The 15,454-nt window shown below is 61.4% G+C and carries 15 protein-coding genes; 13 read left to right on the top strand and 2 right to left on the bottom strand.

Going from position 1 to position 15,454, the window contains the following annotated elements:
- Positions 1-31: 31 nt before the first annotated feature.
- Entirely contained in the window at positions 32-982 is a 951-nt protein-coding gene (locus JOZ06_RS13360) for a chemotaxis protein (protein WP_293233217.1), read from the bottom strand.
- Between the two features lie 171 nt (positions 983-1,153).
- On the opposite strand from JOZ06_RS13360, the gene JOZ06_RS13355 reads away from it, so the two are divergent.
- The 11 genes from JOZ06_RS13355 to cheD all read left to right on the top strand — a co-directional run bounded on the left by JOZ06_RS13355 (position 1,154) and on the right by cheD (position 13,047).
- Positions 1,154-2,308 (top strand): HAMP domain-containing sensor histidine kinase, encoded by a 1,155-nt coding sequence (locus JOZ06_RS13355; protein ID WP_293233215.1) that lies wholly within the window; start codon positions 1,154-1,156, stop codon positions 2,306-2,308.
- A 30-nt stretch (positions 2,309-2,338) separates the two neighbouring features.
- Complete coding sequence (locus JOZ06_RS13350; RefSeq protein WP_293233213.1) at positions 2,339-2,644, top strand: STAS domain-containing protein; 306 nt, start codon at positions 2,339-2,341, stop codon at positions 2,642-2,644.
- 16 nt (positions 2,645-2,660) lie between these two features.
- The gene (locus JOZ06_RS13345; protein ID WP_293233211.1) at positions 2,661-3,683 is read left to right on the top strand and encodes a SpoIIE family protein phosphatase; all 1,023 of its coding nucleotides are present in this window, start codon (positions 2,661-2,663) and stop codon (positions 3,681-3,683) included.
- Between the two features lie 217 nt (positions 3,684-3,900).
- Entirely contained in the window at positions 3,901-4,974 is a 1,074-nt protein-coding gene (locus JOZ06_RS13340; protein ID WP_293233280.1) for a methyl-accepting chemotaxis protein, read from the top strand.
- A gap of 10 nt (positions 4,975-4,984) precedes the next feature.
- Entirely contained in the window at positions 4,985-5,350 is a 366-nt protein-coding gene (locus JOZ06_RS13335; protein ID WP_293233209.1) for a response regulator, read from the top strand.
- A gap of 66 nt (positions 5,351-5,416) precedes the next feature.
- Positions 5,417-7,552, top strand: coding sequence for a chemotaxis protein CheW (locus JOZ06_RS13330; protein ID WP_293233207.1), 2,136 nt, complete (start codon positions 5,417-5,419; stop codon positions 7,550-7,552).
- A gap of 40 nt (positions 7,553-7,592) precedes the next feature.
- Positions 7,593-8,120 carry a chemotaxis protein CheW gene (locus JOZ06_RS13325; RefSeq protein ID WP_293233205.1) on the top strand — a complete coding sequence of 176 codons (528 nt, stop codon included), beginning with the start codon at positions 7,593-7,595 and terminating at the stop codon, positions 8,118-8,120.
- On the top strand, positions 8,113-10,503 hold the full coding sequence (locus tag JOZ06_RS20695) for a methyl-accepting chemotaxis protein (protein ID WP_366814809.1): 2,391 nt from the start codon (positions 8,113-8,115) through the stop codon (positions 10,501-10,503). Before JOZ06_RS13325 ends, JOZ06_RS20695 begins: the two co-directional genes overlap by 8 nt.
- 51 nt (positions 10,504-10,554) lie before the next feature.
- Positions 10,555-11,394 (top strand): CheR family methyltransferase, encoded by an 840-nt coding sequence (locus tag JOZ06_RS13310; RefSeq protein ID WP_293233203.1) that lies wholly within the window; start codon positions 10,555-10,557, stop codon positions 11,392-11,394.
- Positions 11,391-12,446, top strand: coding sequence for a chemotaxis response regulator protein-glutamate methylesterase (locus JOZ06_RS13305; protein ID WP_293233201.1), 1,056 nt, complete (start codon positions 11,391-11,393; stop codon positions 12,444-12,446). Before JOZ06_RS13310 ends, JOZ06_RS13305 begins: the two co-directional genes overlap by 4 nt.
- A 7-nt stretch (positions 12,447-12,453) precedes the next feature.
- Positions 12,454-13,047 (top strand): chemoreceptor glutamine deamidase CheD, encoded by a 594-nt coding sequence (gene cheD / locus JOZ06_RS13300; RefSeq protein ID WP_293233199.1) that lies wholly within the window; start codon positions 12,454-12,456, stop codon positions 13,045-13,047.
- A 32-nt stretch (positions 13,048-13,079) separates the two neighbouring features.
- On the opposite strand, the gene fdxA is transcribed toward cheD, so the two are convergent.
- Positions 13,080-13,403: a ferredoxin FdxA gene (gene fdxA / locus JOZ06_RS13295; RefSeq protein ID WP_293233197.1), complete on the bottom strand. Its 324-nt coding sequence runs from the start codon at positions 13,401-13,403 to the stop codon at positions 13,080-13,082.
- A 46-nt stretch (positions 13,404-13,449) separates the two neighbouring features.
- Between fdxA and gluQRS the strand changes: the two genes are divergently transcribed.
- Positions 13,450-14,352: a tRNA glutamyl-Q(34) synthetase GluQRS gene (gene gluQRS / locus JOZ06_RS13290; RefSeq protein WP_293233195.1), complete on the top strand. Its 903-nt coding sequence runs from the start codon at positions 13,450-13,452 to the stop codon at positions 14,350-14,352.
- Positions 14,353-14,751: 399 nt separating this feature from the next.
- On the top strand, positions 14,752-15,454 hold a 703-nt coding region (locus JOZ06_RS13285; protein ID WP_293233193.1), incomplete at its 3' end, for an arginine deiminase family protein.

Here is a 15,454-nt window from a genome sequence, read left to right as displayed (position 1 = left end):
TCTGTCCCTTCCTGTTCCTGTCAGATCGTTATTATTCTTCTTCCAGCTTCAGCATCTCACGCAGTTTCATCGACAGCTTTTGCGGCTCGAACTTCGATACGTAGGCATCCACGCCGACCGATTCGCCGAGCTTCTGGTTGGAAGCGCCGGACAGGGAGGAGTGCATCAGCACCGGGATGCCCTGAAAGCGCTGGTCGCTCTTGATCATTTTGGTCAGCATGTAGCCGTCCATCTCCGGCATTTCCACATCGGTCAATACCAGATGCAGGATGGTGGACAGCTTGCGATTGGCTAGGTCGGCCTGCATGGCCATGCGTTGCAGTTCTTCCCAGGCCTTGGCACCGTTGATCGCCTGGGCGTACTTGATATTCATCGCGTCGAGCGTGCGCTCGATCTGCTTGCGTGCCACTACCGAGTCGTCGGCGAAGAAGATCATGCGGTCTTCGTTGATCGGCTTGACGTTGATATAGAGGTGGGAGTCGTCGGAGAGCGCAGTCTCGGCCAGGACCTTTTCCACGTCCATCATCATCACCAGCGTGCCGTCCTCGAGCTCGGTGACCGCGGTCACCAGGCCCGCCATGCGGTTGGTGATCATATCGGGCGGCATGCGCATCGCCGACCAGTCAAGCCGCAGGATGGTGTCCACCGATTCGACCAGGAAGCCCTGTGTGTGGCCGTTGTACTCGGTGACGATCATGATCTCCGGCTTGCTGTTGGTGACGATGCCGGAGTATTTCGCCAAATCGATGACGGGCACGAGCGAGCCGCGCAGACTGACCATGCCTTCCACCGAGGAAGGCATTTCCGGTGCGGTGGTAATCTCAGGCGTGCGCATAACTTCGCGCACTTTGAAGACGTTGATGCCGAAAACTTCCTTCCGATTGGTGCGTTGGTCGAATCCCAACGAAAACAGCAGGATTTCAAGTTTATTGGTACCAGCCAGCTTGGTTCGGGCATCGATTTTTTTTAGAAGCTCTGACACAGCAACCTCCGCAGCGCTTGTTGTGTGGCGTACACACTCCCTTTATACGCCAGTTATGGGGAGTTCCCGATATTTTTTAACGTATGCGCTATGGCATGCGTCTAGTATACCCAGATTACGTTGTCTCATTATCATACTGATTAACTGCTTTTTACAAATACCGCAAATAAAATGGCAAAAAATGTTTCAAAGTTGCCGGAGCAACAGCAACTCGAAGCGGCATTCGAACAATTCAATGCCGTTTCGGATCAGCTCATTGGCGCCTACCGTCAGCTGGAAGGACAGGTCGCCGTACTGAATCTTCAGCTCGACGAAGCCAACAACGCGCTTAGGCAGCAGGTCGAAGCCAACGCCAGCCTGGCAGAACGGCTGGGCATGCTGCTTGAGGCGCTGCCGGCCGGCGTCATCGAACTCTCCGACGAGGGCCGGGTGGTGTCCGAAAATCCGACCGCCATTCAGATGCTGGGGCGCCATGTGCTGGGTGAGGCGTGGGGCGACGTTCTGCCGTTGCTGCAACCGACCGAACTGGCCCAGTCCTACCGGCTGGAAAACGGTTGTCACCTGACGCTGCAATACAAGGATCTGCCCGGGTCGGGGGGGAAGATCGCTTTGTTGCACGATGTCACCCGGCTCAATCAGCTTTCCGGCGAGCTGGCTCGCCAGGAAAAACTCGCAGCCATGGGCAGTATGGCCGCCTCGTTGGCGCATCAATTGCGCACGCCATTATCTACTGCATTACTGTATGCAGCTAATCTTAAAAAAACCGATTTGAAAGAGGAAGATCGTAACCGTTTTATTGACAAGATATTGACGCGCCTCAAGGCTTTGGAGGGGTTGATCCAGAATATGCTTGGATTTGTGCGCGGACAGGTAATGGAATGCGAACCGCTCGATCTCGCTATCGTTTTAGACGATTTGCATGCGGTATTTCTTCCACAATGCCAAGCGCGTAATATCGAATTCGTTTGCGCTACCGTGCCCCCGTCTGCCATAACGGTGATGGGAGACCGCAAGGCCTTGCTGGGCGCGATGACCAATTTGTTGGAAAACGCCTTGTTTTTCTCGCCCGAAGGCAGCCGCATCGAATTGGCCATATCCCAAGCCGATGGCATGGTTTGTCTGCAGGTGCTGGATGCCGGTCCCGGGATCGCGCAAGCGGAGCAGGCGAGGCTGTTTGAGCCGTTTTACACCACGCGCTCCGGCGGAACAGGGTTGGGACTTGCGATCGTCAAGAAGGTGGCCGAAGAGCTTGGGGGGCATGTCGATTGCCGCAACCGGCCGCAAGGGGGCGCAAGGTTTGATTTCTTTCTGCCGCTTAGCCAATGAGGGCCAGGCGGACCATCTACGGAGAGCACAATGAGGCCGGTTGTGAAAGTGGAAGGCGGTGTCGGTAGACTGGTGTTGCTGGGCCAGTTCGATTTCAACATGCACAAAGACTTTCGCCAGGCGAGTCAAGAATTGCTCGACAATGGGCAGGTCTCCGAGATTTTGGTCGATTTCGATCAGGTGCCTTTTCTGGATAGCTCGGCACTGGGTATGCTGTTGCTGTTGAAAGAGCGTGCGGCATTGCAAAAGAAATCGTTGTCGCTCATCAACTGCCACGACACGGTGCAGCAAGTGCTGGAGATCGCCTGCTTCAACAAAATGTTCAACATTCGTTAGCACGCGCGGGGGCCGCATGCGACTTTATGCGCTGGTCTCCGAGACCACGCGCCGTCAAATAGGCGCGGACCCCTGGCTTTCCAGTTTTGCGTGGCAATTCATCGATGAGCCCGGCGAGGTGCCGACGGCGCCGTCGTCGCTCCTGGTGCTGGAGGCGGGGCAGTTGTCCGCCAGCTGCACGTTGGACGGCCTGGGGTGCGCGTGCTGGTGTTTCGGCGTAGAGACGCCGGAGAAGGCATTTCCGCCGCACTGCGATCTGTTCGCTCAGCCGTTGGATACCGCTTGGCTCGGCGACCGTTTGCTCGCCTGGATGTGGGTAGAGGGTGAGCTGTCCCCTGCCTGCCTTGCCGGGGCGGCGCTGACATTGGCCAATGGCCGTTTGAGCGTTGCCACTGTTCCCTTGAATACCCGTGCGGTACAAATCGCCGTGTCGCCGACCGACCTGGTGGGCGGGGACATGGCGCTGTACTGGCGCCAGGGCGACCGGGCGCTAGCGGTGCTGGCCGACGCCATCGGCCACGGCGACATCGCCGCGCTGGATGTGGCGCAGTTCATGCTGGATGTTGTGAGGTTGCTGCGCACGGCACACTTGTCGCCGGACGCGTTGACGCAGCTTTGCCACCATCAGGCGGCCCGCCTGGCCAGGGGGCGCTTTGTCGCCGCCGCACTGGTGGAAATGGATTTCACCGCCGGGACGCTGGCGGTGGTTAATGCCGGCATGCCGCCGGTTCTCTGTCTACGCGCCGGCCAGTCCCTGATGACCTATCCGTCGACGCAGCCGCCGCTCGGGCTGGCCGATTGTCCCTGTCCCATCGTACAGGTCGCGCCTTTGCGGCCCGGCCACCAGTGGCTATTGGCCAGCGACGGCGCGGACGTCGCGGCGCTATGCCGGGAACTGGCGGCAGTCGAGTTTGTTGATCTCGCTCAAGGTGCCTCCAAGGCGCATCCATCATTCTCGATGAGAACGATTCCAATAGCGAAAGCGCCTGGCATTGTTGATGACGCCTCGCAAATAGTCTTATTCATCCCTGATAAGTAGGTTATTTCACTGCCGTTGTTGCGCATGCTCGCTGCTTGTTAAATGCATAGCGAGAAGAACTGCATTAAACATCTTGCATTAAGTCCGTTTATGTATGATCAAGAAATAGTTCAATAACCATTTCCATTCATAGGGCATGAAGATGTCGACAGGCGGCGTAAAGTGGCGAGGTCGTGCTGTTTGGGTTGCGCTGGCAGGATGCGTCCTATTGCTGTTGGTGCCGGCATTCTTCGAGTCTGTCTGGGGCGTGGCGCTGATCGGCTGCGTGTTGATGCTCGGTGTCGGGTTCTGCGCCGCCAGGCCATCAGATCCGCCGAGGGCGGCGCAAACGGCTGTGCCGAGCGCCGAGCGCCGGCCCGACTGGACCATGGCGCCTCGCCACTTTGCCTTGGCGCAGGCCGCCGAAGCCCAAACCGAGGTCGACCGCACGCGGACGCTGATCAGCGAGGCGGTCGATACCTTGGTGAAAAGCTTCGCGGAGCTGGCCACCGAAGCCCAGGAACAATTGGATCTGGCGCAAAGCTTGGCCCGGGGCGAATCGACCTCGCAGCAGGCCACCACCTACGGTATTTCCTTCAAGCAATTCGTCGACGAAATTTCCCAGACCATGGAGACGTTCGTCGCCAAAACCGTCGAGAACAGCAAATCGGCCATTCTGCTGGTGGAGCAGATGGAGCGCATCGTCGGCGAAGTCAACTCGGTCAATGCGCTGTTGGATGAGATCGGCAGCATCAACAACCAAACCAATATGCTGGCGCTCAACGCGGCCATCGAGGCGGCGCGGGCAGGCGAACTCGGCCGCGGTTTTGCCGTGGTGGCGGATGAAGTGCGCAATCTTTCCAGCCGCACCGAGTCCTTCAGCGGCCAGATCCGCGAGCTGATCACCAAGGTGGGCCATTCGGTCGGCGACGCCGAGAACCTGATCAACCAGGTCGCTTCCCAAGACATGATGTTCACCTTGCAGGCCAAGCAGCGTTTGTCGGAGACCTCCTCGCATATCGAAGAACTAGACGAAAGCATGACGGCATCGCTGTCCATGCTGCGCGTCGGCGTGGCGAAACTATCGACCGACGTCGGCGACGCGGTGCGTTGCCTGCAATTCCAGGATATGACCACACAACTGCTCGACCATATTCGTCGTCGGTTGGGGGGCGTCGAAGAAGCGCTGGCTTTGCTGGGGGAGGCACCGCCGGAGGATGTGCAGGCGCAGTTGCACGCGATTGGGGAGAGGTTGTCGCATTCCCCCGTTCTGCAAACGGAGATGGGCGGCGGCAGCATAGATCTTTTCTGACGGGGGGAGCATGGCAAAAAAAATATTGACCGTGGACGACTCGGCGTCGATCCGGCAAATGGTGAGTTTCACGCTGAAAAGCGCCGGCTACGACATCACGGAAGCGCCAGACGGCCAGGCCGGATTGACCGCCGCGCAGGCGGCGCGCTTCGATCTGGTGCTGACCGATCAGAACATGCCGGGCATGGACGGGCTGTCCTTGATCCGCGCGCTGCGCAAGTTGCCGGTCTATGGCAGCACGCCCATTTTGATGCTGACCACCGAATCGACCGAGCAGATGAAGACCATGGGACGCGCCGCCGGGGCCACCGGTTGGCTGGTCAAGCCATTCGATCCGCAGAAGCTGCTGGACGTCGTCAAACGTCTGATCGGCTAGCAGCCTATTCTAGCGCGACGTTAGCCACACTCTGGGCCAAAGCGGCCCGCATGCCGGAAAGCGAGGGTGTCCGTGTCGATCGATATGTCGCAGTTTCATCAGGTGTTCTTCGATGAAACGGACGAGCATCTGGCTTCGATGGAGTCGTTGTTGCTGGCGCTCGACTTGGCCGCGCCCGACGCCGAGGCGCTCAACGCCATCTTTCGGGCCGCGCATTCCATCAAGGGCGGCAGCGCCACGTTCGGCTTCGCGGATTTGGCCGAGCTGACCCATGTGCTGGAGAATTTGCTCGACCGGGTGCGCAAGGGCGCGCTCACCCTGACCGCGCCCATGGTCGATGCCTTTCTGCGTGCCAAGGACGTGCTGGCAGCGCTGTTGGCCGGCCATCGCGGCGGTGCGCCGGTGGCGTTGAGCGACATCGAACAAATCAAAGGCGAGCTCGACGCGCTGGGACTGGCCGATGCCGCGGACGCGGCCGTCCAGGCGGCGCCGACGGCGCAGCCGGCCGTGGAGCACGCGCTATTGATCCAGATCGACCCGGCGCCAAACGTCGACGCCGCGGCGCTCATCACGCAACTGGGTCAGCATGGCGCGCTGACCGTGGTCGAGGAGGGGGGGCTCGCGCCGGACCGGCCGTGGGTGCTGCGTCTCCTGGGCGAACTCGACTTGCCGGAGATGTGTGAAACGCTGGCTTTTGCCCTGGATCCGGCGCTGTTCCGCGTCTCGCGCGACCAGGGCGAGGAGGAAGACGAGGGGTTTGGCTTGTTTCTCGGCGCGCCGGCGGCGCCGGACCCCGAGGTGATGCTGGAGGAGGACGGGTTTGGGTTGTTTACGCCGCAAACTGCCCCTACCGCGCCGGAGGAGGACGCCGGCTTCGGCTTGTTCGACCCCGTGCCGCCTGCCGACGCCACTGCAGCGCCGGCGCATGAGCCGCCGGCTTCGCGTCCGGCGTCCGGCGGCGCCCATCCTGAACGCGCCGCGGCCACGGCCGCCGGGGGCCTGGAAAATTCCATCCGCGTGAATATCGAGAAGGTCGACTTGTTGCTGAATCTGGTCGGCGAACTGGTCATTACCCAATCGATGCTGATGCAATCGGGAACCGAACTCGATCCCGCGGAAAACGAGCGCCTGCTCAATGGCATCAATCAGTTGGAGCGCAATTCCCGTGAACTGCAGGAAGCGGTGATGTCGATTCGCATGACGCCGGTGGCGTTCGTCTTTAACCGCTTCCCGCGTGTGGTGCGCGACATGGCCCACAAACTCGACAAGCAGGTCGAGTTGCGCATGGTGGGCGAGAACACCGAGCTCGATAAGAGCTTCATCGAAAAACTGGCCGATCCGCTGACGCATTTGGTGCGCAATAGCCTGGACCACGGTATCGAACCCCCCGAGGCGCGTATTGCCAAGGGGAAGCCGCCGCAGGGGCAGCTGACGCTCAGGGCCTTCCATCAGGGTGGCAGCATCGTCATCGAGGTGACCGACGACGGCGCTGGCCTCGACCGGGAGCGGATTCTCGCCAAGGCGCGCGAGCGGGGCATGCCGGTGGGCGACGCGATGAGCGACGTCGAGGTGTGGAATCTGATTTTCGAGCCGGGGTTTTCCACCGCGGCGCAAATTACCGACGTGTCCGGCCGGGGCGTCGGCATGGATGTGGTCAAGCGCAATATCCTGTCGCTCGGCGGCCGGGTGGAGGTCGACTCGCTGCGCGATTACGGCACCACGATCGGCATTCACCTGCCGCTGACGTTGGCGATCATGGACGGCATGTCGGTGCGCATCGGGCAGGAAACCTACATTCTGCCGCTGTCCTTCATCCTGGAGTCGCTGCAGCCGCGCGCCGAGGACGTGAAAACCGTCGCCGGTCGCGGCCGTGTGGTCAACGTGCGCGGCGAATATTTGCCGATCGTAGCGCTCGCGCAATGGTTCAGGGTGCCCGAGGCGCGCGAGGCGCCCACCGAGGCCATTCTGGTCATCGTCGAATGCGACGATACCCGGGTGGCGCTGATGGTCGACGACCTGATCGGCCAGCAGCAATTCGTGGTGAAGAATCTGGAAACCAATTACCACAAGGTCGACGGCTTGTCCGGCGCCACCATCATGGGCGATGGGCAGGTGGCGCTGATCCTGGACGTGACGACCATTGTTCGGCGCAATCAGAAGACGGCGCAGGCGCAGGCGCAGGCGTCGATGGCGGCCGAATAAACCGCGCGGCATGAGGCCGCGCTCGCAGAGGGGGAGTGACATGACTTCAACCGACATCGACGACCCTGCCGAAACCTCGGTCAGAGAGCTGCTGGTCTTCACGCTCGGCGCCGAGCAGTACGCAATCGACATCCTCAAGGTCCAGGAAATCCGCGGTTACGAATCGGTGACCCGCATCGCCGGCGCGCCGGCCTTCATCAAGGGGGTGATCAACCTGCGCGGCAGCATCGTGCCGATCGTCGACATGCGGCTCAAATTCGAGCTCGGCGACGCCAGTTATACCCCGTTTACCGTGGTCATCATCCTGAATGTCCTGGGGCGCACGCTCGGCATCGTGGTCGACGGCGTCTCCGATGTGATTCAGCTCAAGCCGGAGGCTATCCGCCCGGCGCCGGAGTTCGGCGCGGCAGTGGATACGGCCTATATCGAGGGGCTGATGCCGGTGGGCGAGGGTATGGTGATCGTGCTGGATATCGAGCGCCTGATGAGCAGCGCGCAGATGAGTTTGATGGAAGTTGAACGCCATGCCCAAAACGGACAAATACAGGGAGGTGTGTCAAATGGCTAGCATGAAAGTGAAGCATCGGCTGACGCTTGGCTTTGGCCTGGTGATCTTGGTGATCGCCGCCAGCATGGGCATCGCCGTGATGCAGATCAGCGGGCTGCGCGCGGGTATCCAGGAAACCTCCATGGTGCACGTGCCGCGCGCCAAGGCGGCCAACGATGTGATCGACGCGGTCAACTTGCACGCCCGGTCGGTGCGCACCGTGTTATTGGCGGAGGATCCCAATCTGATCAGCAGTCAGCTGCAACAGGCCAACTCGGCGAGTCAATTGGTGACCGACGCCATGAATCGTCTCGCCGCCATACCGGGCAGCGAGGAGAGCATGCGCATTCAGCAGGATGTGCAGGCGACCCGCGTCGTCTACCGCAACGACTATGTGACCTTCCTGCAGCTGTTCAAGGACGGCAAGAAAGACGAGGCGCGCAAGTACTTGCTCGACCACATGCGCACCGATCAGCTTGCCTACATGGACCAGGTCGGGAAGCTGATCCATTTGGAAGAGACCCAGTCGCAGGATATCGCATCGCAGTCGGCTACCGATGCGCTGCGGGCGGAAAGCTTGCTCTCCATCTCCGCCGCGGTGGCCTTGTTCGTGTCGTTGGCCGCCGGTTGGCTGATCACCCGTTCCCTGATGAAGGAATTGGGCGGCGAGCCGGCCGAAGCGCGTCAACTGATGCAGGAATTGGCAGCCGGCGAAATCACCACCACGCTTAAATTGAAAAAGGGCGACGACAGCAGTTTGTTCGCCTTTATGAGCAAGGCGGCGCAAAAGGCCATCGAGAACATCCGCGTGCGTAGCGCGCTCGATAACGTCGGCACCAGCGTGATGATCGCCGACCCCAACGGCACCATCATTTATCTCAACCGCAGCGCGCAAGACATGATGCAGACGGCCGAGGCCGATATCCGCAAGGATCTGCCGTCCTTTGAAGCCAGAAGCCTGCTGGGGCGCTCGTTCGATGCCTTCCACAAGAACCCGGCGCACCAGCGCGATCTGCTCGGCAGCCTGCGCGGCAGTTACCGCAATCAGATCAAGGTCGGCGGGCGCACCTTCGCGCTGGCGGCGAGCCCGGTGTTCGGCGTGACCGGTGAACGGCTCGGCACGGCGGTGGAGTGGCGCGACCGCACGTTGGAAGTCCGCGTCGAGGAGGAAGTGGCGCAAATCGTCGCCGCCGCGGCGCATGGCGATTTCGCGCAGCGCGTGCAGTTGGAAGGCAAGGAGGGGTTCTTCAAGTCGCTGGGCGAAGGGCTCAATAGCCTGTTGGACGTCACGAGCCAAGGCTTGCAGGATATTGCCAACGTGCTCTCCGCCGTGGCGCGCGGCGATCTGACGCACACCATTCACAGCGATTATCAGGGGCTGTTCGGTACGTTGAAGCAGGATACCAATACCACGGTCGAGCGGCTGCGCGAGATCGTGCAGAACATCAAGGAATCGACCGACTCGATCAATACCGCCGCGAGGGAAATCTCCGCCGGCAACGCCAACCTGTCGAGCCGCACCGAACAGCAGGCCGCAAGCCTGGAGGAAACCGCGTCGAGCATGGAGGAAATCACCAGCACCGTGCGTCAGAACGCGGATAACGCCAAAAAGGCCAACGCGCTGGCCATCGGCTCGTCCGATATCGCCTCGCGCGGCGGCCAGGTCGTTGGCCAGGTGGTGTCGACCATGAGCGAGATCAACGAGAGCGCCAAGAAGATCGTCGACATCATCAGCGTGATCGATGGCATCGCGTTCCAAACCAACATCCTGGCGCTTAATGCCGCGGTCGAGGCGGCGCGTGCCGGCGAGCAGGGTCGAGGTTTTGCCGTGGTGGCGAGCGAAGTGCGCAATCTGGCGCAGCGTTCCGCTGGGGCCGCCAAGGAAATCAAGGCGCTGATCGGCAATTCGGTGGAAAAAGTCGAATCCGGCTCGCGCCTGGTGGACGAGGCGGGGCGCACGATGCAGGAAATCGTCGCCTCGATCACGCGGGTGACCGACCTGATGAGCGAAATTTCCGCCGCGTCCGGGGAGCAGAGCGCCGGTATCGAACAGGTCAACCTGGCGGTGACGCAGATGGACGAGAACACCCAAAAGAACGCCGCGCTGGTCGAGGAAGCCGCCGCCGCGGCCGAGTCGCTGGAAGAGCAGGCGCGCATTTTGGTCGAGGCCGTGTCGCTGTTCAAGTTGAAGGATGCCGATAAGTTCGCTCGACGCGACAGCGTGCCGCCTGCCGTGAAGCCGGCGGCCACGCCGGTGCGACCGGCGCAGATGGCGAGGTTGAGCCGCGAGGCGCCGACGGAGCGGGTGCCGGCCAAGGCCGATGGGCGTCCCTCGCCGATACCGGTGCGTTTGGCCAAGGAAATGGCGTCGCGCGACGAGGATGGCGAGTGGGAAGAGTTTTGATCTTGAACGAGGCCGGGGGCGGCGCAGAACGCCTCCCGGCGTGAAGACCGCATGTCGACTGACGACCGTGACTTGACTTTTACCGCCGCGGATTTCCGCCGCGTGCGCGACATGGTGTACCGCCATGCCGGCATCGCTTTGTCGGAAGCCAAAAGCGATATGGCCTATGCGCGCCTGGCGCGGCGCGTGCGCGCGATGGGGGAGAAGCGCTTTAGCGTCTACCTTGACGTGTTGTCGGCGGATCCGGCGCATCCGGAGTGGCAGTCGTTCGTCAATGCGCTGACCACCAATTTGACGGCGTTTTTCCGTGAACCGCATCATTTTGAGATGCTGGCCAAGCACTTTGGCCACCATGCCGGCGCCGGAGCGCTCTACCGTGTGTGGAGCGCCGCCGCTTCCACGGGCGAGGAACCTTATTCGGTGGCCATGACGCTGGCCGAGGCCCCGTTGCCGCGGCCGTGCCCTATCGAGGTCGTGGCGACCGACATCGATACCAACGTGCTCAAAACCGCCGCCGCGGGGGTCTATCCGGAGGAGCGGATCGCCTTGCTGAGCAAAACGCAGCTGAAAGCGCATTTTCTCCGCGGCAAAGGCAAGCAGGAGGGGTTCGTGCGAGTCAAACCCGGGCTGCGCGCGGCCATTCAATTTGGCCAGCTCAACCTGGCGGCTGATCGTTGGCCGGATATTGGCTTATTTGACGCGGTGTTTTGCCGCAATGTCATGATCTATTTCGACAACCAGACACAACGGGCCATCCTGCAACGTCTTGCCGATCATATGCAGCCACATGCTCTGTTGTTCCTGGGGCATTCGGAGAATATTCAATTGATTACCGACGCATTCGTGCCCTGCGGTAGAACGGCTTACCGTAAGGCGGGCAGGGGCTCATGACGCTTTCCGCTCCCAAGATCCGGGTCGTGGTGGTGGACGACTCGGCACTGATTCGCAGTCTGTTGACCAACATCGTCAACGAGGCGGACGACATGGAGGTCGTCGCGACCGCCGCCGATCCCCTGGTGGCGCGCGAGCGCATCCGCGAGACCGATCCGGACGTGATCACGCTCGACGTGGAAATGCCGCGCATGGACGGCATCGAGTTCCTGCGTCGTTTGATGCGACTGCGCCCAACGCCGGTGCTGATGATCTCCACGTTGACGCAAGCCGGCTCTGACACCGCGTTGACCGCGTTGGAGCTCGGCGCGGTGGATGTCATGCCCAAGCCGGACAGCAATATCAACGCCAGCATGCAGGCTTACGCCAGCGAGATCCGCGATAAGATCCGCGTGGCGGCGGCCGCCAAGAACCGCTTGCCGCGCGCGGTCGCCGCCAAGGCGGCGCGCTTGCCGCGATTGACCTCGGGAGCGCTCAACCCCAATGCGCTGGTGTTTGTCGGCGCGTCCACCGGCGGCACCGAGGCCATCCGCGCGTTTCTCGGCAGCTTGCCGGGCGAATGCCCGCCGATTCTGATCGTGCAGCACATGCCGGAGAACTTCACCGCCTCGTTCGCCGCCAGGCTCGATGGCTTGTGCGCCATGCACGTCAAGGAGGCGATCGACGGCGAGCCGGTGTGCCGCAATACCGCGTACATCGCGCCCGGCCATTCTCATATGCGCATCTGCCGCGGCACGAATGGGTGGTACATCGCACTCGACCGCGGCGAACCGGTCAATCGCCACCGGCCGTCGGTGGACGTGCTGTTCGACTCGGCCGCCGAGCGGGTCGGGCGCGACGCCGTGGCGGTGATCATGACCGGGATGGGCAAGGACGGCGCGCGCGGCATGCTGGCCATGCGCCGAGCCGGCGCCTATACGCTGGCGCAGGACGAGGCCAGCTGCATCGTCTATGGCATGCCCGCGGCGGCGGTTGCACAGGGGGGCGTCGATGAGATCTGTTCGCTGGAACAATTGGCGCCGCGCGTGCTCGAGCGGTTGAACACGGGTTGACGGCATCATGGCTCGCACCCGGCGCGGTTTGGACTACTTTGACCCGCAGTTTCATCTGCCCGCGGTCAAGCTATTGCCGGGCGATTTCGTCGCCACGCATGCCGATTCGCTGCTGGTGACCGTGTTGGGCTCTTGCGTGGCGGCCTGCCTGCGCGATCCGGTCGTGGGCGTGTGCGGCATGAACCATTTCATGTTGCCGCAGAGCAGCAGCGTGACGACGTCGGACAGCCTGTCGGCGCGCTTCGGCGTCCAGGCCATGGAGCTGTTGATTACCGAGATGCAAAAGCGCGGCGCCCGGCGCGATCGGTTGCAGGCGAAGGTATTTGGCGCCGGCAAGGTGCTCGACGGCATGAACGTGGTCAACGTCGGCGAGCTCAACGCCGATTTCGTCCGCCGCTATCTGGATTTGGAGCGTATTCCGATTATCGCCAGCGATCTGTTGGGAGACAGCGCGCGCAAGGTGTATTTTTTCACCGACAGCGGCAAGGTGATGATCCGCCGGCTCAACACCGCCAAGGTGGCGAAGCTGGTGCTGCGCGAACGCCAGTATCGCGAGCGCATCGCCGGCGCCGATTGGCAGGGCGGCATCGATTTGTTCTAGCTGCGCGAACGCACCATTTCGCTAGCGCGGCCTCATTTCTCCAGTAGAGGCAGCTTGTCTTTGACGTCGGCCCATTGCGCGTGGTCGGGCAGCGGGTCTTTTTTCTGAATGATCACTGGCCATTTCTTGGCGAGTTCGGCGTTCAGCGCGATAAAGGCCTGCTGGCCGGCCGGGACATCGTCGTCGGCGAAAATGGCCTCGACCGGGCATTCCGCCACGCACAGCGTGCAGTCGATGCACTCGTCGGGATCGATGGCGAGGAAATTCGGCCCTTCATGGAAGCAGTCGACCGGGCAGACATCGACACAGTCGGTATATTTGCATTTGATGCAGGCATCCGTTACAACGTAGGCCATCGTCGTGTTCCCCTTTGTTTGATCGTATAGATTGTCATTTTAATCGATGTCTTGTCATTCCGAATCGTCGTCTTACCGCGGGCGCTTCGCGCCCAGTCCCACCGGCCTGTTGCACGCGGGCTCGTTGATGACCGCCGTCGGCAGCTTCTTGGAAGCCAAGACGCGCGGCGGCGAGTGGTTGGTGCGCATCGAGGATTTGGATACGCCGCGCATGATGCCGGGTGCGGCGGACGAAATATTGCGCACGCTGGAACGTTTCGGTTTTGCCTGGGACGGCTCGGTCGAATACCAAAGCCGTCGCCACGCCCTGTACCGTGCGGCGTTGGATGCGTTGTTGCGCGCGGGCAGAGCCTACGGTTGCCGCTGTTCTCGGCGCGAGATCCAGGCGGTGGCGCTGCGCGGCGTCGACGGTCCGGTCTATCCCGGCACCTGCCGCGGGCTCGGCTTGGACGCCGCTCCCGGGTTGGCTTGGCGGCTCTCGGTCGAAGAGGCCGGCGAGATCGCGTTTGCCGATCGTCTGCAAGGCGCCTATGCGCAGCAGTTGCCGCGGGACATCGGCGACTTCGTGTTGTTGCGCGCCGACGGGTTCTGGGCCTATCAGCTGGCGGTGGTGGTCGACGATGCCGCGCAGGGCGTGACCGACGTGGTGCGCGGGGCCGATCTCCTGGTGTCGACCCCACGCCAGATCTGGCTGCAACGCTGCTTGGCGCTGACGACGCCGGAATATTGCCATCTGCCGTTGTTGGTGAATGCGGCCGGTGAAAAACTTTCCAAACAGACGCTCGCGCCCTCGATCTCGGCCGATGACGCCGCGGGCCAGCTGCGGTTGGCGCTGTCCCGGCTCGGCCATCCCCCGCCACAAGCGCTGGGGTCCCTGTCCGAAGTGTGGTCTTGGGCCCACACCCACTGGCAATTGGCGCGCGTGCCAAAAGGTCCGGTTTTAATGTGAAAGTGTCGTGGATCTTAAGCGACTTACGGGAATGCGACGCAAACTTTCGCCTAATACCCCTTGCGACAAAATTTGTCAATAAAACGCATTCTTGATGAGTTGATCTCCGTCAATTATTGCATCAATCTTCTTTGCCCGAATGTGATCTCCTTACTATGATTGCAGCTCAGCAAATCGGAATGTTACTATTCAAGAGTTTTAGAATATTCTAATTTTCACTCTAAGTAACCTTTCCAAAGCAACTGAGTATCAGGGTTTCTGAATCCGTTTCCAGACATGCTCCGAAGCATGCGGCGCATGCGGCGCGTCGGGGTCTTTCCCGGAACGCCAGCGCTGGACTCGCCCGTGGGCGGCGTCCGCGCACCATTTCACAATTAGATGGCGATAGAAGGAAGCAAGATGACCAAGTTTGGTGTCCATTCTGAATGCGGCAAACTGCACAGCGTGATGGTTGCCCGTCCTGGCCTGGCTCACAAACGTCTGACCCCGGGCAACTGCGACAGCATGTTGTTCGACGACGTGATCTGGGTTGAACGCGCACAGAAAGACCATGACTACATGGTGGAACAGATGCGTGCCCGCGGCGTGCACGTCATCGAATTGACCGAAGCGTTGTCGACCGTGATGGACGATAAGGCTGCCCGCGCCTGGCTGTTGGACCGCAAGGTCACCCCCGACAATGTCGGCATCGGCATGCAGAAGGAACTGCGCGCCTGGCTCGACGAAATGCCCTCCTTCCAACTGGCCGAGCACATGATCGGCGGCATCGCCAAGTTCGAGCTGCCGTTCGACGCCAAGGGCCTGTTCGGCGGCTACCTGGAACACTCCGATTTCGTATTGCCCGCCGTGCCGAACATCTTGTTCCAGCGCGACCCGAGCTGCTGGATGTACGAAGGCGTGACGCTCAACCCGATGTACTGGCCGGCGCGCCGTCAAGAAACCCTGCTGCAGCAGACGGTTTACCAGTTCCACCCGTATTTCGCCGGCAAGGTGAACGTATGGTGGGGCGACAGCGACAAGGACTACGGTCTGGCGACGCTGGAAGGCGGCGACGTGATGCCGATCGGCAACGGCGTGGTCCTGATCGGCATGGGCGAGCGCA

Source organism: Paludibacterium sp. (genome assembly GCF_019232825.1).
Taxonomy (GTDB): Bacteria; Pseudomonadota; Gammaproteobacteria; order Burkholderiales; family Chromobacteriaceae; genus Paludibacterium.
This window is presented reverse-complemented; position numbering and strand designations above follow the sequence as displayed.

Bases quoted from the DNA above. Each gene is read 5' to 3' on its own strand.
- JOZ06_RS13355 (WP_293233215.1), top strand. From the start codon at position 1,154: ATGGCAAAAAATGTTTCAAAGTTGCCGGAGCAACAGCAACTCGAAGCG.
- JOZ06_RS13350 (WP_293233213.1), top strand. From the start codon at position 2,339: ATGAGGCCGGTTGTGAAAGTGGAAGGCGGTGTCGGTAGACTGGTGTTG.
- JOZ06_RS13345 (WP_293233211.1), top strand. From the start codon at position 2,661: ATGCGACTTTATGCGCTGGTCTCCGAGACCACGCGCCGTCAAATAGGC.
- JOZ06_RS13335 (WP_293233209.1), top strand. From the start codon at position 4,985: ATGGCAAAAAAAATATTGACCGTGGACGACTCGGCGTCGATCCGGCAA.
- JOZ06_RS13325 (WP_293233205.1), top strand. From the start codon at position 7,593: ATGACTTCAACCGACATCGACGACCCTGCCGAAACCTCGGTCAGAGAG.
- JOZ06_RS20695 (WP_366814809.1), top strand. From the start codon at position 8,113: ATGGCTAGCATGAAAGTGAAGCATCGGCTGACGCTTGGCTTTGGCCTG.
- JOZ06_RS13310 (WP_293233203.1), top strand. From the start codon at position 10,555: ATGTCGACTGACGACCGTGACTTGACTTTTACCGCCGCGGATTTCCGC.
- JOZ06_RS13305 (WP_293233201.1), top strand. From the start codon at position 11,391: ATGACGCTTTCCGCTCCCAAGATCCGGGTCGTGGTGGTGGACGACTCG.
- cheD (WP_293233199.1), top strand. From the start codon at position 12,454: ATGGCTCGCACCCGGCGCGGTTTGGACTACTTTGACCCGCAGTTTCAT.
- fdxA (WP_293233197.1), bottom strand. From the start codon at position 13,403: ATGGCCTACGTTGTAACGGATGCCTGCATCAAATGCAAATATACCGAC.
- gluQRS (WP_293233195.1), top strand. From the start codon at position 13,450: ATGTCTTGTCATTCCGAATCGTCGTCTTACCGCGGGCGCTTCGCGCCC.